24 protein-coding genes are annotated in these 22,009 nt (G+C 35.3%); 9 read left to right on the top strand and 15 right to left on the bottom strand.

Annotated elements, in window-relative coordinates; all coding sequences use genetic code 11:
• The first annotated feature begins 25 nt into the window (after nt 1-25).
• From rpsM to H3T80_RS10740, 6 genes are all read left to right on the top strand, one after another.
• Complete coding sequence (rpsM, locus tag H3T80_RS10765; protein ID WP_110446968.1) at nt 26-382, top strand: 30S ribosomal protein S13; 357 nt, start codon at nt 26-28, stop codon at nt 380-382.
• A gap of 15 nt (nt 383-397) precedes the next feature.
• Nucleotides 398-787 carry a 30S ribosomal protein S11 gene (gene rpsK / locus H3T80_RS10760; protein WP_025314405.1) on the top strand — a complete coding sequence of 130 codons (390 nt, stop codon included), beginning with the start codon at nt 398-400 and terminating at the stop codon, nt 785-787.
• A gap of 46 nt (nt 788-833) precedes the next feature.
• On the top strand, nt 834-1,454 hold the full coding sequence (rpsD, locus tag H3T80_RS10755; protein ID WP_065577881.1) for a 30S ribosomal protein S4: 621 nt from the start codon (nt 834-836) through the stop codon (nt 1,452-1,454).
• 25 nt (nt 1,455-1,479) lie between these two features.
• Nucleotides 1,480-2,469 carry a DNA-directed RNA polymerase subunit alpha gene (gene rpoA / locus H3T80_RS10750; protein WP_034902352.1) on the top strand — a complete coding sequence of 330 codons (990 nt, stop codon included), beginning with the start codon at nt 1,480-1,482 and terminating at the stop codon, nt 2,467-2,469.
• A 29-nt stretch (nt 2,470-2,498) separates the two neighbouring features.
• Nucleotides 2,499-2,885, top strand: coding sequence for a 50S ribosomal protein L17 (rplQ, locus tag H3T80_RS10745; protein ID WP_034884211.1), 387 nt, complete (start codon nt 2,499-2,501; stop codon nt 2,883-2,885).
• A 446-nt stretch (nt 2,886-3,331) separates the two neighbouring features.
• Complete coding sequence (locus tag H3T80_RS10740; protein WP_198201677.1) at nt 3,332-3,787, top strand: EamA family transporter; 456 nt, start codon at nt 3,332-3,334, stop codon at nt 3,785-3,787.
• A gap of 110 nt (nt 3,788-3,897) precedes the next feature.
• Here H3T80_RS10740 and H3T80_RS10735 read toward each other — a convergent pair whose 3' ends face one another.
• The 3 genes from H3T80_RS10735 to slyD form a co-directional block, all read right to left on the bottom strand.
• On the bottom strand, nt 3,898-4,101 hold the full coding sequence (locus H3T80_RS10735; RefSeq protein WP_232350181.1) for a SlyX family protein: 204 nt from the start codon (nt 4,099-4,101) through the stop codon (nt 3,898-3,900).
• Between the two features lie 49 nt (nt 4,102-4,150).
• Nucleotides 4,151-4,822, bottom strand: a complete 672-nt coding sequence (gene radC, locus H3T80_RS10730; RefSeq protein WP_034902346.1) for a DNA repair protein RadC — start codon at nt 4,820-4,822, stop codon at nt 4,151-4,153.
• Between the two features lie 166 nt (nt 4,823-4,988).
• A complete protein-coding gene (gene slyD / locus H3T80_RS10725; RefSeq protein ID WP_034902343.1) occupies nt 4,989-5,561 on the bottom strand; it encodes a peptidylprolyl isomerase in 573 nt (190 codons plus the stop codon).
• A gap of 274 nt (nt 5,562-5,835) precedes the next feature.
• On the opposite strand from slyD, the gene ppnP reads away from it, so the two are divergent.
• The gene (gene ppnP / locus H3T80_RS10720) at nt 5,836-6,126 is read left to right on the top strand and encodes a pyrimidine/purine nucleoside phosphorylase (RefSeq protein ID WP_198201676.1); all 291 of its coding nucleotides are present in this window, start codon (nt 5,836-5,838) and stop codon (nt 6,124-6,126) included.
• Between the two features lie 428 nt (nt 6,127-6,554).
• Here ppnP and fabI read toward each other — a convergent pair whose 3' ends face one another.
• The gene (gene fabI, locus H3T80_RS10715; RefSeq protein ID WP_086362662.1) at nt 6,555-7,343 is read right to left on the bottom strand and encodes an enoyl-ACP reductase FabI; all 789 of its coding nucleotides are present in this window, start codon (nt 7,341-7,343) and stop codon (nt 6,555-6,557) included.
• Nucleotides 7,344-7,533: 190 nt separating this feature from the next.
• Here fabI and tehB point away from each other — a divergent pair, with 190 nt between their 5' ends.
• Nucleotides 7,534-8,394, top strand: coding sequence for an SAM-dependent methyltransferase TehB (gene tehB / locus H3T80_RS10710; protein ID WP_198201675.1), 861 nt, complete (start codon nt 7,534-7,536; stop codon nt 8,392-8,394).
• Between the two features lie 37 nt (nt 8,395-8,431).
• Here the strand turns inward: tehB and fmt are convergent, their stop codons facing one another.
• The 3 genes from fmt to H3T80_RS10695 form a co-directional block, all read right to left on the bottom strand.
• Nucleotides 8,432-9,397 carry a methionyl-tRNA formyltransferase gene (gene fmt, locus H3T80_RS10705; protein WP_198201674.1) on the bottom strand — a complete coding sequence of 322 codons (966 nt, stop codon included), beginning with the start codon at nt 9,395-9,397 and terminating at the stop codon, nt 8,432-8,434.
• Between the two features lie 124 nt (nt 9,398-9,521).
• Nucleotides 9,522-9,863: a hypothetical protein gene (locus H3T80_RS10700; protein WP_198201673.1), complete on the bottom strand. Its 342-nt coding sequence runs from the start codon at nt 9,861-9,863 to the stop codon at nt 9,522-9,524.
• An 86-nt stretch (nt 9,864-9,949) separates the two neighbouring features.
• On the bottom strand, nt 9,950-11,818 hold the full coding sequence (locus H3T80_RS10695; RefSeq protein WP_110446978.1) for an SLC13 family permease: 1,869 nt from the start codon (nt 11,816-11,818) through the stop codon (nt 9,950-9,952).
• Nucleotides 11,819-12,076: 258 nt separating this feature from the next.
• Here H3T80_RS10695 and H3T80_RS10690 point away from each other — a divergent pair, with 258 nt between their 5' ends.
• Complete coding sequence (locus H3T80_RS10690) at nt 12,077-13,801, top strand: thiamine pyrophosphate-dependent enzyme (RefSeq protein WP_198201672.1); 1,725 nt, start codon at nt 12,077-12,079, stop codon at nt 13,799-13,801.
• Between the two features lie 105 nt (nt 13,802-13,906).
• On the opposite strand, the gene edd is transcribed toward H3T80_RS10690, so the two are convergent.
• From edd to agaV, 8 genes are all read right to left on the bottom strand, one after another.
• Nucleotides 13,907-15,712, bottom strand: a complete 1,806-nt coding sequence (gene edd / locus H3T80_RS10685; RefSeq protein WP_198201671.1) for a phosphogluconate dehydratase — start codon at nt 15,710-15,712, stop codon at nt 13,907-13,909.
• A gap of 40 nt (nt 15,713-15,752) precedes the next feature.
• Nucleotides 15,753-16,283 (bottom strand): gluconokinase, GntK/IdnK-type, encoded by a 531-nt coding sequence (locus tag H3T80_RS10680; RefSeq protein ID WP_181414607.1) that lies wholly within the window; start codon nt 16,281-16,283, stop codon nt 15,753-15,755.
• Nucleotides 16,284-16,717: 434 nt separating this feature from the next.
• Complete coding sequence (agp, locus tag H3T80_RS10675) at nt 16,718-17,971, bottom strand: bifunctional glucose-1-phosphatase/inositol phosphatase (protein WP_198201670.1); 1,254 nt, start codon at nt 17,969-17,971, stop codon at nt 16,718-16,720.
• A 228-nt stretch (nt 17,972-18,199) separates the two neighbouring features.
• The gene (gene nagA, locus H3T80_RS10670) at nt 18,200-19,360 is read right to left on the bottom strand and encodes an N-acetylglucosamine-6-phosphate deacetylase (RefSeq protein ID WP_198201669.1); all 1,161 of its coding nucleotides are present in this window, start codon (nt 19,358-19,360) and stop codon (nt 18,200-18,202) included.
• Nucleotides 19,350-19,787: a PTS galactosamine/N-acetylgalactosamine transporter subunit IIA gene (agaF, locus tag H3T80_RS10665; RefSeq protein WP_198201668.1), complete on the bottom strand. Its 438-nt coding sequence runs from the start codon at nt 19,785-19,787 to the stop codon at nt 19,350-19,352. The genes nagA and agaF overlap by 11 nt, the downstream gene beginning before the upstream one ends.
• 8 nt (nt 19,788-19,795) lie before the next feature.
• Nucleotides 19,796-20,692 carry a PTS system mannose/fructose/sorbose family transporter subunit IID gene (locus H3T80_RS10660; RefSeq protein WP_110446982.1) on the bottom strand — a complete coding sequence of 299 codons (897 nt, stop codon included), beginning with the start codon at nt 20,690-20,692 and terminating at the stop codon, nt 19,796-19,798.
• Complete coding sequence (agaW, locus tag H3T80_RS10655; RefSeq protein WP_086362647.1) at nt 20,682-21,464, bottom strand: PTS N-acetylgalactosamine transporter subunit IIC; 783 nt, start codon at nt 21,462-21,464, stop codon at nt 20,682-20,684. Before agaW ends, H3T80_RS10660 begins: the two co-directional genes overlap by 11 nt.
• A 16-nt stretch (nt 21,465-21,480) precedes the next feature.
• Complete coding sequence (agaV, locus tag H3T80_RS10650) at nt 21,481-21,969, bottom strand: PTS N-acetylgalactosamine transporter subunit IIB (RefSeq protein WP_086362646.1); 489 nt, start codon at nt 21,967-21,969, stop codon at nt 21,481-21,483.
• Nucleotides 21,970-22,009 lie beyond the last annotated feature (40 nt).

Here is a 22,009-nt window from a genome sequence, read left to right as displayed (position 1 = left end):
AACATTAACAATAAAGGAGTGCATAGTGGCCCGTATAGCAGGCATTAACATTCCTGATCAACAACATACTGTGATTGCGTTACAAGCAATTTATGGTATCGGTAGTACTCGTGCAAAGACAATTTGTGCTGAAGCGGGTATTCCTGAAAATGTTAAGATCAGAGAACTATCTGAAGATCAGATTGAACAGTTACGCGAACAAGTCGCTAAATTCACTGTTGAAGGTGATTTACGTCGTGAAGTAACTATGAGTATCAAGCGTTTATTAGACCTTGGTTGTTATCGTGGTGTGCGTCATCGTCGTGGACTTCCTGTCCGTGGTCAACGCACTAAGACTAACGCTCGTACCCGTAAGGGACCGCGTAAGCCAATCAAGAAATAATTGAGGTGATAATAAATGGCAAAGACACCTGTTCGTACACGTAAACGTGTTAAAAAGCAAGTTTCTGATGGTATAGCTCATATTCATGCATCATTTAACAATACAATCGTAACAATTACCGATCGTCAAGGTAATGCGTTGGGTTGGGCAACCGCTGGTGGTTCTGGTTTCCGCGGCTCTCGTAAGTCAACACCTTTTGCAGCTCAAGTAGCAGCAGAACGTTGTGCCGAAGCTGTAAAAGACTACGGAATTAAGAATCTGGAAGTTATGGTTAAAGGACCTGGTCCTGGTCGTGAGTCAACAATTCGTGCATTAAATGCAGCGGGTTATCGCATCACTAATATTACTGATGTTACTCCGATTCCTCATAACGGTTGTCGTCCACCAAAGAAACGTCGTGTTTAATTTTTTATTAAACATTGAATGTTTATAGGATTATTGGAGAAAAAAAATGGCAAGATATTTGGGACCAAAGCTCAAATTAAGTCGTCGTGAAGGTACAGATTTATTCCTTAAGTCTGGCGTCCGAGCGGTTGACAGTAAATGTAAGTTAGAACAAGCTCCTGGACAACATGGTGCGCGTAAACCGCGTTTATCAGATTATGGTGTTCAGTTACGTGAAAAACAAAAAGTTAGACGTATTTATGGAATTTTAGAGCGTCAATTCCGTAATTACTACAAAAATGCAGCACGTATTAAAGGTAATACAGGTGAAAACCTACTTGCTCTTTTAGAACGTCGCTTAGATAACGTTGTTTATCGTATGGGATTTGGTGCAACTCGCGCTGAAGCTCGTCAATTAGTTAGTCATAAAGCTGTTCTTGTTAATGGTCACGTTGTGAACATCGCATCTTATCAAGTTTCACCTGAAGATGTTATCAGTGTTCGCGAAAAATCAAAAAAACAAGCACGTATTAAAGCCGCTTTAGAGTTAGCTGAACAACGTGAAAAACCAACATGGTTAGAAGTTGATGCTAGCAAAATGGAAGGTGTGTTCAAACGCTTACCAGAACGTTCAGATTTATCTGCTGACATCAACGAACATTTGATCGTCGAACTTTACTCTAAGTAAAGTTTAGCACTTAAGAGAGGACATAATGCAGGGTTCTGTAACAGAGTTTTTAAAACCTCACCTAGTTGACGTTGTTCAATACAGCCCAACTCATGCGAAAGTGACTTTAGAGCCACTTGAGCGTGGTTTTGGACATACTTTAGGTAATGCACTACGCCGCATTTTATTATCATCTATGCCGGGATATGCAGTGACCGAAGTTGAAATTGACGGTGTTCTGCATGAGTATAGTACTAAAGAAGGCGTTCAAGAAGATGTGCTTGATATTCTGCTTAATTTGAAAAAATTAGCGGTTCGTGTACATACCAAAGATGATGTTATGCTGACTTTAAATAAATCAGGCGTTGGTGCTGTAACTGCATCAGATATCACTCATGATGGTGATGTTGAAATTGTTAATCCTGATTTAGTAATTTGTCATCTTACTGATGCCAATGCTTCAATTAGTATGCGTATTCGTGTACAACGAGGACGTGGTTATGTCCCTGCTTCTGCTCGAGTTAAGTCAGAAGATGAAGAGCGACCTATCGGTCGTCTATTAGTTGATGCATGTTATAGTCCAGTTGAGCGTATTGCCTATTCTGTCGATGCTGCTCGTGTGGAACAACGTACCGACTTAGATAAACTTGTTATCGATATGGAAACTAATGGTACTATCGATCCAGAAGAATCTATTCGTCGTGCATCTACTATTTTGGCTGAACAACTTGAAGCTTTTGTTGATTTACGTGATGTACGTCAACCAGAAGTCAAAGAAGATAAACCGGAATTTGATCCAATTCTTTTACGTCCAGTAGATGACTTGGAATTAACTGTTCGGTCTGCTAATTGCTTAAAAGCAGAAGCAGTTCATTATATTGGTGATTTAGTGCAACGTACCGAAGTTGAGTTACTTAAAACCCCTAATCTTGGTAAAAAATCTCTTACTGAAATTAAGGATGTGCTCGCATCTCGTGGTTTATCTTTAGGCATGCGTCTTGAGAATTGGCCACCAGCAAGTATTGTTGAAGACTAAGATAAAATTTATATAAGAAGGATAAAGTTATGCGCCATCGTAAAAGTGGTCGTCAACTGAACCGAAATAGCAGCCATCGTCAAGCGATGTTTCGTAATATGACAAGTTCATTAGTTGAACATGAAATTATCAAAACAACATTGCCTAAAGCAAAAGAGTTGCGTCGTGTCGTTGAGCCGTTAATTACGTTAGCTAAAAGCGATAGCGTAGCTAATCGCCGTCTGGCTTTCGCTCGTATCCGTGATAAAGATACAGTAAAAAAATTATTTTCAGATTTAGGTCCACGTTTTGCTACCCGTCCAGGTGGTTATGTTCGCATTTTAAAATGTGGTTTCCGTGATGGAGATAATGCTCCAATGGCTTATATTGAATTAGTTGATCGCCCTGCAGTAGAAGCAGAAGCAGCAGCTGAATAAATAATTAAAGCTTAAATTAAAACCGGCTAAATAGCCGGTTTTTTATTATCTAGATATTACTAATTTGAGTATTTTTGTTTAATTATGATAAATAAGTCTTCTTTTATAGAATTTTTAAAACTTAATATAAGTTATTGTTAGTATTTGCTCAGTTAAATTATAGTTTTAATATTAACAAATTATTTTTAAATAAAGTAGTAGCTAGGTGATTGGTATTAAATAAAAAGGTGAATAGATTTTAATACCAGTTACCATTTTGGCCGCAGTTGGTTGGATTTGTTTCTTCCATTATTATTTTATTTGCAGTCTGTTTAAGTAATTAACAACGAATCAAGCTGATAGATATACCTAAAGCAATAATAATAGGTTGTTTGCAAACAACTAATGTTATTTTATGGATATAAGCAATAAGTATTGGTGAGCAATTAAGTGAAGGCTCTTTTATTATGAGTTTATCAGTATTAATGGTACCAATTGTTAGTTGGTTCTTTTTTAGAGAAAGGCTATTAGCTATATTTTGGCTTTCATTATCGATTGCTATTGTAGGTCTTGCCTTTTTGTCTTTATCAAATGGTTGTTATTTAAATGTTAATCAACTCTGGTTCTTAATTTCTGTACTAGCTCAAGCAATATTTTTTGTCTTTAATAGTCAATTAGTCCATAAAATAGCAATTTTGCCATTAATTTGTCTACAAATGCTTTGTACTGGCACGTCAAGCATCAGTTTAATCACTTTAATGTGGCTTATCGTTAATATTATTATTGCTACAATTTTACGATTTGTTTTGCAATTAGTTGGACAGAAATATATCCCTGTAAGTAATGCAGTAATAATTATGATTTTAGAGCCTGTATTTACAACTTTGGATGACGTAATTGTTTATTTGGAACCTATGCCATGAGCAAAATGGATTGGTTGCTTCTTGATTTTTATTTCTCTGCTTTTTTATCGAGTGCATAATTTTATTGGTAAAAGTAGATTTTAGAGTCCCTCGAATTATTAAACTCGTAGTTAATAATGAGGAGGCGGTGTTTCTTCTGATAAATTAGCAATATTTGAGGTTTGTGTAGCCTGTAACTTTTGTGACAATAACATTAATTGTTCTTTAAGTTTGCTGATATCTGCTTGAAGAGTAACAACCATTTGATTGAGTTCTTCAATGGTCATTTCTTGGAATGCGACTTTAGTTTCTAATAATTCCAGTTGTTGGTTCATAGTTTATTCATTAATTGGATTAGTAATTTTATATTGTAAGTAAAAGTAATTATAAAATCCATCCTCGTTCTGCAAAAGAAACATACTCTCCTTTACCAATCACAAGGTGATCAACAATGCGAACATCTATTAATTCACAAACTTGTTCAATTTTCTTTGTTAATATCCGGTCAGCTTGACTTGGTTCAGCCAATCCTGATGGATGATTATGAGCTAAAATTAATGCTGCTGCATTGTGTTGTAATGCCCGTCTAGCTACTTCTCTTGGATGAACCTCTACACAATTATAGGTTCCAACAAACATCTCTTCAGAAGTAATAACATGATGCTGATTGTCTAAAAATATCACCATAAAAATTTCACGATCTTTATCCATTAAGCGACTAGCTAGGTAATGATGGGTCAAGCTTGGCGATGTTAAGTAATTTTCATGGCTTATTTTAACTTTCAAATAACGATTAGAAAGTTCAACAACTGCTTTTAACTGAGTATATTTTGCTGTTCCAAGACCTTGCTTTTTACAAAATTCGTCGTGGCTAGCATTTATTAAATGATAAAATGAGCCAAATTCATTTAATAACTTTTGCGATAAATCTAGGACAGGTAAATTACGTATACCTGTGCGTAAGAAAAGAGCGAGTAATTCCGCATCAGATAGTGTTTCGACACCAAATAGTAATAATTTTTCTCGAGGCATTAAGGTGGTTTTTTTTTCTGACATAATTGGATTCTTGTTATTCACACAAAATGCGATTATTAGCTATCTTGTGAAAAATAATAAGTAGAGATATATAACGTTGTGAACTAGCTCGCAGTAATGAAATTATTTTTACAGCAAATAAAAAAAGCGCTTGTTAGCGCTTTTTAACTGGTTATTTATTCGAAAATTAATGACAGCCACATCCGCCGTGACCACCGCCACAACAACCGCTTTCTTCTTCATCTTCATCATGATCATGTCCGCCACAACCGCAGCCACCATGCCCGTGGTCGTGACCGTGTGCACCATGAATATGTCCATGCGATATTTCATCTGGTGTTGCTTCACGAATTGCCAATACTTCGACATTGAAATTTAGATCTTGACCTGCCAGCATATGATTTCCATCGATAGTTACACTATCGCCATCAATTGCAGTAATTTCAACAGGTAAAGAGCCTTGATCAGTGTCAGCAAAAAAACGCATACCGACTTCAAGTTCGTCAACACCAACAAAAACGTCTCGTGGCACATTTTGTACTAGTGCATCATTGAAATCACCATAAGGATTAACTAGTTCAACGTCAAATTTATCACCAACTTGATGGCCTTCTAAGGAATTTTCAAGATCTTGTAATAAGTTTCCTGCACCATGTAGATATTCGAGCGGTGCAACTGTTGTTGCTTCATCAACTAAAACACCATCTTTAGTACGAACTTGATATGCTAAACTTACCACTGTGTTTTTTGCTATTTTCATGTTTTCTCCAACAAACTGTTACTGAGCAAATAGTGTTAGATTTTAACGGAAAAAAATCCATCTGTATGCTATTTTTTCGTATTTTAACAAGTTTTGCTAATGTTTTATTTTTTGAAGTGCTTTTGTTTCAAGAGACCTATTTTAATTGGTAAATAATAGTTGGATAGCTAGTTGAAATCAATTAAGCTGATAGTGTGAATTTTACACAATACTTTATTGTAGCTAATATTAAATTATTGCTAATGACTAAACATAGTGAGGAAAGGGGGATTTTATGTTGAAAGTTAATGATTATTTTGAAGGGAAAGTGAAATCTATCGGCTTTGAAAATGGTTCTACCGGTAAAGTCTCTGTTGGCGTGATGTTACCAGGTGAATATATTTTTAATACTGATAATCCAGAGGAAATGACTGTCATAACTGGTTCACTTAAAGTGTTATTGCCTACGGCAAATGTTTGGCAAATATTTGAAGCTGGCCAAGTTTTTCATATTGCTAAAGAAAGCAAATTCGATGTTCAGGTATCAGAACCAACAGCTTATTTGTGTCGTTACCTCGCAAAATAAAGATACACCAATGTGATACAAATAATGTTATTAAGTTAACCATTAGATTCTATCGCACGATTTATATTCTATTTTAAAATTTGTTCATATGCTATTTGGGCAATGGTTATTTTTAAGATTTTTAAGATTCTATAAAATAGACCTAATGATTATTAAGTTATCTTCATTGCAATTAATTATTAAAAAGCGATAGATAATTTTTAAAATTAAGGTGTTTAGTTTTTGATTTAGATGAGCTGATATAGCAAGAATTTACAGATAAAATGGATTAGTAACAATTTTATGTTTTGAATTAGACAGCAATATCAATTTACTCTATACAAAAGTTTGATTATCTAGAGGTTAAGATAAAAAATATCACGGTGATAAATTAAAAAAATAAGGTGTCAGTTATTCATTCTGGCACCTTATTTACATTTAAGGTTATATTATTTAAGTTCTAATTCATTCATAGCGGCGATACTAAACCCACCATCTACATGAATAACTTCACCGGTAATACCTGAAGATAGGTTTGAACATAAGAATGCTGCTGAATTACCCACATCTTCGATGGTTACTGTACGACGAATAGGGGTAACTGATTCACAATGTGATAACATCTTTTTAAAATCTTTAATACCTGATGCAGCTAAAGTACGAATAGGACCAGCTGAAATCGCATTTACACGTATACCTTCAGGTCCCATTGCATTTGCCATATAACGTACATTTGCTTCTAAAGATGCTTTGGCAAGGCCCATAACATTATAGTTAGGAATTGCACGTTCAGCACCTAGATAAGAAAGAGTAACTAATGCTGAATCAGGATTAAGCATTGAACGACAAGCTTTAGCCATAGCTACAAAGCTATAAGAGCTGATATCGTGGGCAATAGCAAAACCTTCTCGAGTTACCGCATTAACATAATCACCATCTAATTGATCTCCTGGCGCAAACGCAATAGCATGTACAAAACCATCAAATTTGTCCCATGTTTTTGCTAGCTCAGTAAATAATGATGTGATGCTGTCATCATGTGCAACATCACAAGGTAAAACGATATTAGAATTAAAATCAGCAGCAAACTCTTCAACACGGCTTTTTAATTTCTCGCTTTGATAAGTAAAGGCTAATTCTGCGCCTTCTCGATGCATTGCTTTTGCAATACCATAAGCGATAGAACGGTTGCTTGCAACGCCGGTAACCAGAATGCGTTTACCTGTTAAAAATCCCATAAATTATTCCTCTAATATTTTTACTATATAGTCTAGAATGCTGATGATTATATGTTGATATAGTTAACTTCGCTACTATAAATTTATTTTTCCTGAATCCTTGTTAAGTTTATTGCTAAAAAAGTTGTTGTTTTGGTTAATAGTTGACTATAATAGTCAAGTATTTGGTGTTTTTATTAATGGTATTGAGATGAAAAATTTAGTTTGTTATAAAACGTTGCCTATTTGGGATGTTAATACTTTACCAACTTTGTTTCGCGAAAAGCATAATACACAAATAGGTACATGGGCAAAATTAAACATTATTAAAGGTTATGTTAATTTTGATATGTTAACTGAACAGGGAGATATTATCTCTCAACATATTTTCGATATTGATCATCAACCTCCATTTATTTTGCCTCAACAATGGCATCGAATTGCGCAAGTATCCGATGATCTACAGTGTCAACTGTCTTTTTATTGTCAACCTGAAGATTATACCCAGAAAAAATATCAAATGACGAAAACGCATTCTGATGTGTTAGATGTTTGTCAAATTATTCAAGCAGGAAAAGCTTTAGATTTAGGGTGTGGTTCTGGTCGTAATTCACTTTTTTTGCAGCTACTTGGCTTTGATGTTGATGCTGTTGACAAATCGGAGATGACTATCAGTAATTTACAACAAATTATTGCCAATGATGATCTATCTCATATCAAGGCATCTATTTATGATATAAACCAAGCTAATCTTAAAGGTAATTACGATTTAATTATTTCAACAGTTGTAATGATGTTCCTACAACCAGATCGAATTCCTGATATTATTGATAATATGCAAACTATAACCAAAACGGGCGGTTATAATTTAATTGTATGTGCCATGTCAACAGACGATTTTCCTTGTTCAGTCGGGTTTTCATTTACGTTTAAAGAGAATGAATTACGTAATTATTATCAAGATTGGGATATTCTAAAATATAATGAAGATGTTGGCGAATTGCACAAGACGGATATTAATGGTAACCGGATAAAGCTTCGTTTTGCGACTTTACTAGCAAAAAAACGATAATATTACAGGATATTATCCTGTAATATTTTGTTTTTGACTATTGATTACTACCTAGTATTTTACCTACTTCAAACCAAGATTTACGAGAATTTAGTAGGTCTTGGGCGGACATTGGTTTTTTACCTGCTGGTTGTAATATTGTCATGTTTAATGATCCATCACTTGTGGCAATACAAATTCCTTTCTTATCCGCCTGTAAAATGGTGCCAACGGGTTGATTATGTTGAGTTGCCATAACTTGAGCTTGCCAAACTTTTATAGGTTCACCATTTACTTCAAAGTAACTAACTGGCCAAGGGTTAAATGCTCGCACACATCGTTCCAGTTGTATTGCTGATAAATTCCAATCTAATTTAGCCTCTTGTTTAGATAATTTTTCTGCATAAGTGGCTTGTGATTGTTGTTGCTTTTCTGGTTTAATTTTTCCTTGATTAATCAGTGTTAGTGTCTCAAGTAATGCTTGTGGCCCTAATTTAGCTAACTTTTCATATAGTGTTGCACTGGTGTCAGACGGTTCAATTGGGCATGCTAACTTATAAAGCATATCACCAGTATCAAGTCCGGCATCCATTTGCATAATGGTGATACCTGTTTCACTATCTCCAGCCCAACACGCACGCTGAATTGGCGCTGCACCTCGCCATTTAGGCAATAAAGAACCATGGACATTTAAACATCCAAGTTTTGGCATATCAAGTACTGCTTGAGGTAAAATTAATCCATAAGCAACCACAATCATAATATCGGCATTAAGATTGGCAATGACGTGCTGATTTTCTACGGTTTTTAGTGTGGTTGGTTGATAAATGGGAAGATTGTTTTCGATTGCTAATTGTTTTACAGGGCTTGCCGTTAACTTATTTCCTCGACCTGCGGGTCTATCTGGTTGACTGAAGACGGCGATGACATTATGGTTTGAGTCAATTAAAGCTTTCAAATGTTTGGCAGCAAAATCAGGTGTGCCTGCAAAAATAATATTTAAGGGTTTAGTAGCTTGTAGCATATGCAATATATCCATAATCAAAATATTATGGATATTATACTTTAAATTAAATTAAGAATCTGCAACCACAAAAATGAGTTTTTAATATCTATCACTTTTGGGTTGTATAAAAGTATTGACTGAGTTATAGCGGTAAGTTACGTTCAATCATGCCTTGTTTGTAAAGTTCGTAGGTGTTGGAGAAGATTTTTTTGTATAAAAAATAATAAAAAATCCCACCAAAAACGCCACCCAAAAATATGCCGGTAACAATTGCAAGGATAATAATTTTTGATTTATTATCCTTGCTAACCTTCATATCATTGTACATTTTGGTTAATCTTTCATCAGTCAGCTTGCTATTCTTTATTGTTGATTTTACTACGAACATGTATAATTTCATTAATAGATAAATAAATGTGCAAAAAATTAAAATAATACATGACATTATACCTATAAACATTAAAAATTGTTGAGCATTACTCATTTTCTAAAACCTTATTCCTTAAATTAGCTGGTCATCCAGACACTTTATAGTAACCATAAAATATAGTTTAATAAATATTTTTTTACTTAGAATGGGAAGAAAATTGGCACTAATGCTATATCAACGGCCATCACTAGAAAAGTTAATGGTAGGCCAATTTTAACAAAATCACTAAAGCTATATCCTCCTGGAGCCACTACCATTGTTTTAACTGGTGATGAAACAGGTGTAATAAATGAAGCCGATGTTGCAATCGCCACTGTCATAGCAAATGGATAAGGTGAATAGCCAAATTTTATAGCTAAATCAATTGCAATTGGTGCAATCAAAATTGCTGTTGCGGTATTTGAAATAAATAGTCCAACTGTGGAACACAATAAAAAGATAAAGGTTAACACCATATAAGGACCAAACGATCGTAAATGAATTTCAAGCCATTCCGAGATTAATGAAATTCCTCCCGTTTTATTTAAAGCTACTGCGAAAGGCATCATACCAATAATAAGAATTAATGTTGGCCAATGAATTGACTTATAGGCATTAGCCATATCGATACAACGAGTTGCTCCCATTAATAGGCAGGCAATAAGTGCTGCAACCACATTTGGAACAATTCCTGTAACCATTAAAATTATCATCAAGGCTAGATTAAATAGTGCTACATAAGCTTGCGAGCTAGCGGGGGCAACATCATCAATATCTGAAGGATAATCTAACACTACAAAATCACTAGTACGAGTTTGAAGTTTTTGGATTGAACCCCAATCACCGCAAACTAATAACGTATCACTCATTTCTAAGCGTTCTTGGAATAAGTTATTTGTCTCAACAGGAGCATGATTTCGCCAAATACCAATCACGGTTAAAAAATATTTACTTCTAAAATCTATCTCATTAAGCGTTTTACCACATAATGATGATTCTGGTAGTAATGCTACCTCGGCCATACCAACTTCTTTTACTTGTTCAGAAAAATATTCACCACGTAGAATTTTCGGTTCAAGATTATTGGTCGTTAAAAATGTACGATAATCAGCTTCGGAATGGGACATATCCAACAAAAGAATATCGTTTTCTCTAAATTCGGTGGATCCGTTAACCGGAATGAGGACTTTTTGAAACTTTCGCCAACGCTCAATACCAATAACATTTACCCCGTGCTCACTACGTAAATGTAAACCGTCAATAGTTCGACCAACAAAAGGAGATCCAGCAAGAATTTGTGCTCGATGCGCTCGACCAATTAATCTATAATCTCTAATTAGGTCGGTAATTTTGCGTCTTTGTGGTTGACTATTGGTTGGTGTGATTTGGTCGGCTGTCAGTAACCAATTGCGAGTTAGTACACAATAAATAACACCGACAATTAATACCCCTATACCTATTGGCGTAATAGAAAAGAAACCAAATTCAGTTAAAGTTGCTCGACTCAGTTCACTATTCACTACTAGGTTTGGTGCGGTAGCAACAAGGGTCATCATGCCACTAATTAGCGCAGCAATACATAGCGGCATCATTAATTTTTTAACATGTATACCGGTATGATTGGCAATGCTAATCGCTACAGGAATAAATATCGCCACCACGCCTGTTGAGCTCATCACCGATCCTAATAATGCTACACCTAACATAATAAATGTTATAATACGTATATCATTTTGACCGGCGGCTTTTAATATGTATTCACTCATTTTGTAAGAGATACCGGTTCTTACTAAGCTTTCTCCAATAACAAATAGTAATGCGATTAAAATAATGTTTGGATCGCTAAATCCTGAAAGTGCTTCAGCAGGTGTTAAGACACCGGTAACGGTGATTGCAGTTATAATGAGAAGTGCAATAATATCCATTCTTAATTTACTGAATGAAAACAGTAAAATAGCAATAAAAAGTAACAAACAAACAGTAATAAGAGGATAATATTCGATTATATAATTAGGCAAAAAAGCCGACATTGATGATACAAAACTATGTCCAGATGACAAATGTTCCACAAAAAGTAGCTCTATAGTATTGAGTAGATTTTCGACATAATACCTTGATTCATTGTAATAGGGAATATCTTCAAATAAAGATTATTGCGGCAATCCTTTACCATTATGACATTTTTGACATTTTCTGCTGTTTTATTTTTCGACTATCCGTATTCATAAAACTAGGTGTAAGTTAGTCAACTTGAATTGTTTAAATCTAAACCATGTTGAGGAGACCATATGTCATCAAAAAAATCAGTTGCACAGATTATTGTTGATGTTTTAGCTCAAGCCGGTGTGAAACATTGTTATGGTATTGTTGGCGATACGTTAAATCAGATTACTTCAGCTATTAAAAAAAGTGATGATATTGAGTGGGTACATGTTCGTCATGAAGAAGTTGGTGCTTTTGCTGCTGGCGCTGAAGCCTATTTGACCGATCAAATAACTGCATGTGCTGGTTCTTGTGGACCGGGAAGTTTACATTTTATTAATGGTATTTATGAAGCACAACGAAATAAAGTACCGCTTATTTTATTGGCTAGTCAGTTGGTTACTTCTCAACAGGGAACGGACTTTCCGCAAGAAGTTGACTTTGAGGCTGTTTATAAAAACTGTTCTGTTTTTTGTCAGCAAATTACTGACCCAACCCAAGCAAGACGAATTACAACTGCTGCGGTTCAAGCTGCGATTAATCAGCGTGGGGTTGCTGTTTTAGTTATTCCTTACAATATTAGTTTAACCAAAGTTGAGGATAACAGTGGACATAAAATCTATCATCCCAAACCAATAATTCGTCCATCTGATGATGAATTGGCTAAAATTTCTGAAATTTTAAATAAAAATAGTAGAGTGACAATTTTTGCTGGGCATGGAGTGTCAGATGCTCATGATGAGTTAGTTGCTCTAGCCAATAAATTAAAATCACCGATAGTCCATACATCAAGAGCTAAAGATTTTGTTGAATATGATAACCCTTATAATGTTGGTATGACGGGGATGTTTGGTATGGAATCAGGTACCACGGCTATTAAAGAGTGTGATGTGCTTTTAATGTTGGGTGTTGATTTTGCATGGTCTCAGTTTTATCCAGATAATGCAATAATTATTCAGGTCGATATCGATGCTACTCATCTTGGCCACCGTCATAGTGTAGAGGTTGGTGTAGTCGGGGCAAGCAAACCAACTTTAGCGGCCTTATTACCACTAGTTGATGACAAAACAGATACGACATTTTTAGATAAATGTCGTGAATTACACACTAAAGCAATCGATAAATTAAATAAAAAAGCGATACCATCAAAAACCGTCATTCACCCGCAATATTTAACCGAATTGATTGATAAGTATGCTAATGATGATGCAGTACTGTGTGCTGATGTTGGTTCGGCAATGGTTTGGGCATGTCGCCATTTTTCAACCAATGGTAAAAGACGTACCGTTATTAGTCTAAAACACGGCACTATGGCCAATGCGATGCCACAAGCATTGGGTGTGCAAAAGGCCTTTCCTCATCGTCAAGTTATTACCTTATCAGGGGATGGAGGTATTAGTATGCTGTTAGGTGATTTATTGACCACAATTCAGGAGGATCTACCCATCAAAGTTATCGTTCTAAATAATAGTTCACTTAATTTTGTTGAATTAGAGCAAAAATCGGAAGGGCTTGTCGATCACTATACAGATTTAAAAAATCCTGACTTTGCAAAAGTTGCCAATGCAATGGGTTTGTATTCAATTAGAGTTGATAATTCCGATTTGCTAGAAGTGGCTGTACAATCATTCTTAGCTCATCCTGGTCCAGCTTTATTAGATGTTAAAACTAGTGAGTATGAATTAGTCATGCCGCCAGAAATACATAGTTCACAAGTGATGGGAATGGCGCTTTATAGTGTAAAAGCATCATTACATGGCAAAATGAAAGATGTGGTTAATTTGTTAATTGATAATTTTGTTAAAAAATAAATCATTAAGTTAACAATTAAGTATTATCTAAAAAAATTTTGAGGAAAGGGGTTTTTTAGCCTAACTTTAACGATATCTGCCGCATATAGCGGCAGATAAGTTGAATTAAAAGCTAACGGCGCCTTCTTCCGCTGAAGTAAGATTCTCTCTAATAACCGAATAAAGTTCTCGACCAAAACCTTGATGTGAATCAGTTAGATCGATTGGTTCTGCTTGTCGCATTGCTAGTTCAGCTTCGTCGACCAATAATGTGATTTCGCCAGTTTGACCGTTGACTCGAATCATGTCACCTTGTTGTACTTTGCTCAATAATCCTCCAGCATAAGCTTCAGGGGTGACATGAATTGCCGCTGGTACTTTACCTGAGGCGCCAGATAAGCGGCCATCAGTTAATAAGGCAACTTTATAACCGCGATCTTGTAACACACCCAATGGTGTTATTAATTTATGCAGTTCAGGCATACCGATTGCTTTTGGACCTTGATAACGTACAACTACAACACAATCTTTATTGAGATTGCCAGCTTTATACTCTGCATCTAAATCATATTGACTGTTAAAAACTACTGCAGGTGCTTCAATAATTTGATGCTCAGCAGTAACAGCAGACGTTTTCATTATGGCTCGACCTAAATTGCCCGACATGACCTTTAGTCCACCATGGGAATTGAAAGGTTTTTTAATTGAAGCAATCACATTTTCATCTAAAGATTTGGTTGGGCCTTCACGGAAGATGAGTTTGCCATTTTCTAAAATTGGTTCTTTGGTATAACGGCTTAATCCACGCCCCACAACTGTTTCAACATCTTCATGTAATAAGCCTCCAGCTAATAATTCTCTTACTAGTAATGACGTTCCACCAGCCGCTTGGAAATAATTGATATCAGCTGGTCCATTTGGGTATATTCGACTAAGTAGCGGTACAACAGTTGATAAATCAGAAATATCATCCCAATTAATAATAATACCAGCAGCTTTAGCCATAGCAACAATATGCATGGTTAGGTTGGTTGACCCACCTGTTGCTAATAGAGCAACTAAGCCATTAACAATGACTTTTTCATCAACCATTTTACCGACAGGCATATAATTACCTGATTGGTTTGTTAAGCGCGTAATCTGTTTTGCTGCTGCATTTGTTAATTCGTAACGTAATGCTGTTTCTGGATGTACAAAGGCTGCGCCAGGTAAATGTAAACCCATTAATTCAATGACCATTTGGTTACTATTCGCGGTACCATAGAAAGTACAGGTTCCGCTAGAATGGTATGATGCAGATTCAGATTCTAATAGATCTTCACGTGATGCTTTTCCTTCTGAATAAAGTTGGCGAATACGGACTTTTTCTTTATTCGATAGGCCTGAAGGCATTGGTCCTGAAGGGACAAAGATAGCCGGTAAATGCCCAAAAGATAGAGCGCCAATAAATAACCCTGGTAAAATTTTATCGCAAACACCAAGATAAAGAGCACCATCAAACATATTATGCGACAAGCCAACAGCAACTGACATTGCAATGACATCTCGGCTCATAAGGGAAATTTCCATCCCTGGTTCACCTTGTGTTACTCCATCACACATGGCGGGTACGCCACCGGCCATTTGACCAACAGCACCTATTTCATGTAATACTTTGCGAATTTGTTCGGGGTAATATTCATAAGGTTTATGTGCAGATAACATGTCATTATAAGAACTGATAATGCCGATATTACTTTTTAGTATATTTTTAAGATCATTTTTATCATCTAAACAACAAGCAGCAAAGCCATGTGCTAAGTTGCTACAAGGTAAACTTGCACGAGTGACTTTTTTTAACATAGCGTGTTCTATTTTTTGTAAATAAGCCTCACGTGATGCTTTAGAACGATTAATAATTCGCTGCGTTACAGCTAAAATAGTGGAATTCACATTAACCTCTCCGATCTTTTTATTTTTTATTATTATAAATTTATTCACAATTACATATTGAATTAATAACCTGCGTAGTTTCATTAATAACATCAATTAGCGATTGTTCAATATTGATGGCATAGACATCTTTTTCATCGGCAGTAGGTTCTTCTAAGGTGTCAAATTGTGACTGTAACATGCCAGATTTTTGGTAATGTCCTTTACGTTCAGCTAGACGCTGTTCAATAACCGCAAAACTTCCTTTTAGGTAAATAAAGTGAATATTTTCATTTTCGCCACGAATAATATCTCGATATTGTTGTTTTAATGCGGAACAAATTATGATCGAAACATCATTGACGTTACTCATCGCAAATGCGGCGTTACTAATTAGATTTAGCCACGGCAGCCTATCTTCATCATTTAGCGGAATACCACTACGCATTTTTAATATATTGGCTTTGGGATGTAGAAAGTCGCCATCTAAAAAAGCCGCATTTAGGTTATCGGCAATTTGTTTAGCAACAACTGATTTACCACTCCCAGATACTCCCATAAAAATGAAAATATTTTTCTTTTTTTCGGTCATTAGCTGATTCTCTAAACCATTCTGTTACGGGTAACATTTTGTCACTATAATCTTTTATTGCAATATAAAAAAGTTTCTTTTGTGACCTAGATCATATTTTTATTTGCGATCAAAAAATATTCATGTAGCTATTTTTCTTTGTTTTGTTGTTTTCGCTATTATTTATAGCCATTTTTGGCAACCAAGTTAAAGTGAATGTACTGGGGCTTGTAGATATGAAACTAGTTGCTAGTTAACGATTTGAAAATAATTTTTATAATCAAAATGTTACATCTATATTGATTAAATTAGTTATTAAAGTTGTGGTAACTTTTTAGATAGTGTGTCGACTTTGATAAGTCATGATTTAAGTATAAATTACTAATATAACGATTAAATAATAACTTTTTGATTGTATGCCCAAAAACCTAAGCATACAATCAATATATCAAGCATTATTTAGTAACATCATTCATGATTTGTTTAAATGCAGAAAATGAACAAAAACCATCTTTATTAATTGGACAATTTTCCATTTCTAATACAATTTTTTGTGGAGGAGTTTTCCTATTTAATTGGGTCAAATTACGAATTTGATCGGTTGACTGATAAAAATATTCAATTTTCATTAATTCTTCACCAGTCTTGTTATCGCGCCATTTTTGAAATACAACTTTTCCACCAATTGGCGTAGTTTCAAATTGATTTGCCAGTGTATACGACTTAATTTTTATGGCGGAAAATAGTGATGCAACATTTGAGTCATGGCCGACTAAAAACGTAAATTTGCTTTTGTTGTTTTTTTCTGAAAATGTTTGATTGATATAATTAACTAAATTGGCTGCGATTTGTTTGGCTACAACAGGCGAACCAAATAATACGGTATTATAATTTTCTTTGATAGCGACTAATTTCTCAAACTGCTCGTTATTCTTTATTTTACCCCAGGCTATATCTGTTAATGGTGCCCCTTCGTAATATTGTAATATAAAGGCATCCGCAATTGATGTTCCAGTACGAAGCGGGCCTGTTATACCGGGTTCTTTGCCTTTTTCAATAATGAGTTTGGTTGGTAACGCAGTAAAATCACATTGTTTATCATTTAGACAATTTGCCGAATTTGCATAATTGATTATTTTGGACATGTCATTATAGGCGTTATCCAATTTTTTATTTAATCCTTCAATACCATTTGCATCAGCAATTTGATTGATTGATGCAATGGCAGACTCTTTAAATGTTGGGCTATCATCTTTAATTACAGGAAAGAATGTAGGATCCATAGTCCCTAATTTTTCTTTATGAACAATTGGAACAATGCAACCAGGAAAAGCGCCAACCGCAAAGTACTGACCAGTTGCGATAGTTCGTTGTAAGCTATTAGTATAAATATATACTTCTTTTTCTGTTGGACATGTATTTTCGCTTAATAATTTATTATCAACTAACCATTCACTAAAATAATGTCCAAAATAACTTTCTAATACTCCACCTCGGGTAGTTAAATAACTAGCAGGTGTATCCCATTGTGGCCATTGATTAGGAGTTACTTTACCTAAAGTACTATTTGGGCTAGCTAATGGAGCTCGCAATCCATGACGGCTGAAAACCACCACTTGTTCTAATGTATAATTATCTATTGTTTCTAATGCTTGTGTTGAGAAAGATAAAGCAAAAGATAGGCCTAATATTAATTTTAATTTTCGCATAAATAACCTCTTAAGTAACGTTCGAGGAGATAAGATCACCATGATATTGCTTGTGATAAGTAGGAGGTAAACACCAATAATTACTTCAATTAAATAGTATATTTTTACTCTATATTACTTATCGATCCTAATATAATAAGAGGAAAGAAAATAGATTTAATAGACATATAAACGTCTACACGATTAACCTTTATACCTCTTAATTTTGTTAAAAAAGTGTATAGATTTTTAAATCAAAATATTGCTAAGATCAGCTGATGTTTGATAAACAACATTACCGTTTATAATGGTTGCAACAATTTGATTATCATCATTTAATAATACTAAATTGGCTAATTTGTTCGGTGCAATACTACCTAAAATATCGTCAATTCCTAATGCTTTAGCTGGATAATAACTACCATGCAACCAAGCTTGTTCGAAAGGCATATTAGTATAATCAGCAAAATTAGTTACCGCATTCTCAAGGGTCAATGTGCTACCAGCTAAACCACCATTGTTAGTCCGAACAACACCATCTTGCATATGTACTTGTAATTTACCTAGATAATAATCGCCATTTGGCATTCCCGTTGCTTGCATCGCATCAGTAATTAGTAACAGATTTTTTCCACAACATTTATGGGCGATGTTAATCGCAGCTGGATGAACATGATGTCCATCGGCAATAATTTCGGTTTGACAGTTATCGATACTTAATGCTGCACCAACAACTCCTGGTTGTCTATGATGTAATCCGGACATACCGTTATAGCAATGTACCACGCCGCTGGCACCAGCTAATATTGCATCTTTAGTTGTTTGATAGTCGGCATTAGTATGACCTAACATAACACGGATATTTTGTTCATTTAGCCATTTGATAATAGCGAGGGCATTTGGGTATTCTGGTGCTAGAGCAATGCATTTTAATGTCCCTTCAGCCAATGATAACCATTTTTCAATTATTGCTCGATCCGGTGCGCATAGAAACTCTTCAGGATGAGCGCCCTTATGTATATCACTAAAAAAAGGTCCTTCTAAATACGAACCTAATATTGTTGCGCCTGAAACGCCTTTTTTTATACTGTTTTTGACTTGTATTAATGCTGCTTCAATCTTTTCATAACTTTCAGTTACTGTTGTTGCTAAAAAAGCACCCACTCCGTGTTTTGCTAAAAAACAGCTTATGGTATTTAATGATTCATGAGTAGCATCCATAGTGTCAGCGCCCATGACACCATGAATATGGGTATCTATGAGCGCTGGTAACAGTTTTATTTGGTTCGTACAAGGCTTATCATTAGGCTGAATATCAATAATTTTTCCATTATTAATACTGATAATTGCATTATCAATCCAACCAACAGGTGTTAAAACCTTTTGAGCGCAAATTTGTTTAAATTCCATCAGAACATTCCTTATCAATAGTTGATTGTTTTTGATGTTCATGCCATAAGCTAGTTATTGTTTGTCTACCATTTTCAATAGTTTCTTGACGAATGGTTGTGATATCTAAATTTTCACGTAGTAACAAAATTTCAAGTAACAGTGGCATATTAACACCGCTAATTACTTCAATATTTTTGTGTTGATAACTTAGGACCGCCGCTAATCGAAATGGTGAACCACCGACAATATCAGTTAAAAATAAAACGCCGTCACCACAATTAGTTTCCTGAAATGCTTGGTGCAATTGTTCCTCTAATTGTTCGCTACTCATACCATCAGGAAAATTTATAGCCGTAAATTGTGGTTGTTTACCAATAATTTGTGTGGCGGCTTCGTAAAGCCCGGTAGCAAAGCTACCGTGGCCGGTTAATATTATTCCTAACATAATTCCCTCTATAAAAATCCGACTAATTTACCTACAACACCAATAATAACCGTTAAACCAATTAGTTTTACTGGTGAGAAATTACGTTTCATCAAACTATAAACAATTAAGGTAAAGCCAAGTGGTAATATATTTGGCATCAATTTATCTAATACATCAGCTTGTAGCGCAACATGAGCCTGTCCTGCATTTATTTCTAATGGCGTAGATAAATGTACATATGAGGCAACTAATGCTCCTATTACTGTCATACCGATTATAGATGCAGCATGTGAGATACGTTTAGTATGCGTTTTTAATAAAGGTAAAGCACTGGTACCAGCATGATAGCCATAATGAGCTAAACCAAAACGTAAGCCAAAATGTACAATATTAAACATTAGTAGGAAAATTATTGGCCCAAAAAAACTACCTTCTAAGGCTAATGATGCACCAATTCCAGCGCATATTGGCAGTAAAGTTAACCAAAATAATGCGTCTCCTATTCCACCTAAAGGTCCCATTAAAGCGACTTTCACCGCGCGTATAGTTGAAATATTTTCTTTGCCTTTTTCCATGGCAAGAACTAATCCTGAAAGGAAAGTGGCATCAAAAGGATGGACATTAATAAATTCCATATGCATATGCATCGAATTTTTAAGGTCATCTTGGTTTTTATGTATTTTACGTAATGCTGGCAAGATAGTATAAAGCCAACCTCCAGCTTGCATACGTTCATAGTTGAATGACGCTTGTAAAGCAAGGGAACGAAACGCCATTCGGTTAATATCACCTTTGGTTAGTGTTACATCTTGGCTTTGATCATAAAAAGTATCGGCTGTGGCTTTACTTGTCGCTAATGCTTGTTCCATACGTTTTGCTTCTTTCTCGGCCATTTTTTTATCGTGATCGTTATTAAATTCCATCTTCCACCTCCATTGAATCTGAGCTTACTGGCTTGTTACTATCGTTGTTTTCACGGCCATAATTAAAGAAATCAATCATTGCTATAGCTAGAGCGCCTAATGCAATCGCTAAAATTGGTAAATTAAGGAAAGTCACACCAAGAAAACCTAAAATGAAATAAGCAATATAGGTTTTCTTCATCATAATTTTCATTAACATTGCAAAACCGATGGCCGGCATCATACCACCAGCAACACTAAGTCCATCAAGCAACCATTGTGGTGATTTTTTAACTAGTGCTGTTGCTGCGTCAGCACCAAAGTAGATAGGTAAGAAAGCAACAATAAAATAGAAACAAAAAAGAATAATCATGCCAAGATAGTTTACCCATTCAATTCCTTTAAAATTGAGTTGATCAACGAAGCGATCACATTTATGCATCATTGGTGAGTATATGGTGAATAAAATAGTGATACATCCTTGTACTGCAATAGCAAATGGTACGGCAATACCTATTGCAACTTTAGGATCTGCATGAGTTAAGATTGCAAAACTGGTACCAATCACACCACCAATAACCACATTAGGTGGTTGTGCTCCTGCTAGCGGTACCATTCCCATCCATACCAGTTCTAATGATCCTCCAACATATAAACCGGTTGTAACATCGCCTAAAATTAATCCAACTAACGGCCCTATTACGATAGGTCTGTGTAAATGAGTCAGGCCATCAAATAAATCTACGCCAGCTATACCAGCTAGAAGTCCAATTAATAATGCATCCATTAACATAGTATGCTCCCTCAAGTTAAGATAGATTGATTAAATCCGCAATTTTTTCGCCAGCTTCATCAGGTACTCGGCGGATTTCGCAAGTTACACCTAATTGTTCAAGTTCTTTAAATGCTGCGATATCTGATTCATCGACAGAAACTGTTTTATGAATTTGTTTTTTACCTTCGGAAAAATGCATATTACCAACATTGACAAATTTGATTGGTACGCCACCTTTAACGAGGGTTAATACATCTTGTGGTGTTTTACAGACAATAAAAATCTTTTGTCTTTCAGCGGCTTTGCCAATAATGTCGATAGTTTTTTGTAAGGTAAAATAACGAGTTTGAATGCCTTCAGCAATAACCATGTCCATTAGATTTTGTTGGACTGGATCTTGCGAAGCACTGTCATTGGCGACTAATAATAGATTCGCACCAAGTGCATTAACCCAAGTTACGCCAACTTGACCATGAACTAAACGATTGTCTATACGTGTCATAAGAATATTAGGTGTGCTCATTGCTATTAAGTCCTTTTGTTTATTTGTTTAACAGATTCAG

The organism is Gilliamella sp. W8145 (assembly GCF_016101145.1).
GTDB lineage: Bacteria > Pseudomonadota > Gammaproteobacteria > Enterobacterales > Orbaceae > Gilliamella > Gilliamella apis_A.
The sequence above is the reverse complement of the archived record's forward strand: the minus strand, read 5'-3'. Positions and strand labels throughout refer to the sequence as shown.

Coding starts and splice junctions, on each gene's coding strand:
- tehB (WP_198201675.1), top strand. CDS start 7,534: ATGAAAAATTTAGTTTGTTATAAAACGTTGCCTATTTGGGATGTTAAT.
- rplQ (WP_034884211.1), top strand. CDS start 2,499: ATGCGCCATCGTAAAAGTGGTCGTCAACTGAACCGAAATAGCAGCCAT.
- rpsD (WP_065577881.1), top strand. CDS start 834: ATGGCAAGATATTTGGGACCAAAGCTCAAATTAAGTCGTCGTGAAGGT.
- ppnP (WP_198201676.1), top strand. CDS start 5,836: ATGTTGAAAGTTAATGATTATTTTGAAGGGAAAGTGAAATCTATCGGC.
- H3T80_RS10740 (WP_198201677.1), top strand. CDS start 3,332: ATGAGTTTATCAGTATTAATGGTACCAATTGTTAGTTGGTTCTTTTTT.
- slyD (WP_034902343.1), bottom strand. CDS start 5,561: ATGAAAATAGCAAAAAACACAGTGGTAAGTTTAGCATATCAAGTTCGT.
- fabI (WP_086362662.1), bottom strand. CDS start 7,343: ATGGGATTTTTAACAGGTAAACGCATTCTGGTTACCGGCGTTGCAAGC.
- H3T80_RS10680 (WP_181414607.1), bottom strand. CDS start 16,283: ATGACCGAAAAAAAGAAAAATATTTTCATTTTTATGGGAGTATCTGGG.
- agp (WP_198201670.1), bottom strand. CDS start 17,971: ATGCGAAAATTAAAATTAATATTAGGCCTATCTTTTGCTTTATCTTTC.
- radC (WP_034902346.1), bottom strand. CDS start 4,822: ATGTCAGAAAAAAAAACCACCTTAATGCCTCGAGAAAAATTATTACTA.
- rpoA (WP_034902352.1), top strand. CDS start 1,480: ATGCAGGGTTCTGTAACAGAGTTTTTAAAACCTCACCTAGTTGACGTT.
- H3T80_RS10695 (WP_110446978.1), bottom strand. CDS start 11,818: ATGTCGGCTTTTTTGCCTAATTATATAATCGAATATTATCCTCTTATT.
- agaV (WP_086362646.1), bottom strand. CDS start 21,969: ATGAGCACACCTAATATTCTTATGACACGTATAGACAATCGTTTAGTT.
- H3T80_RS10690 (WP_198201672.1), top strand. CDS start 12,077: ATGTCATCAAAAAAATCAGTTGCACAGATTATTGTTGATGTTTTAGCT.
- H3T80_RS10660 (WP_110446982.1), bottom strand. CDS start 20,692: ATGGAATTTAATAACGATCACGATAAAAAAATGGCCGAGAAAGAAGCA.
- H3T80_RS10700 (WP_198201673.1), bottom strand. CDS start 9,863: ATGAGTAATGCTCAACAATTTTTAATGTTTATAGGTATAATGTCATGT.
- nagA (WP_198201669.1), bottom strand. CDS start 19,360: ATGGAATTTAAACAAATTTGCGCTCAAAAGGTTTTAACACCTGTTGGT.
- agaF (WP_198201668.1), bottom strand. CDS start 19,787: ATGTTAGGAATAATATTAACCGGCCACGGTAGCTTTGCTACCGGGCTT.
- rpsK (WP_025314405.1), top strand. CDS start 398: ATGGCAAAGACACCTGTTCGTACACGTAAACGTGTTAAAAAGCAAGTT.
- agaW (WP_086362647.1), bottom strand. CDS start 21,464: ATGTTAATGGATGCATTATTAATTGGACTTCTAGCTGGTATAGCTGGC.
- H3T80_RS10735 (WP_232350181.1), bottom strand. CDS start 4,101: ATGAACCAACAACTGGAATTATTAGAAACTAAAGTCGCATTCCAAGAA.
- fmt (WP_198201674.1), bottom strand. CDS start 9,397: ATGCTACAAGCTACTAAACCCTTAAATATTATTTTTGCAGGCACACCT.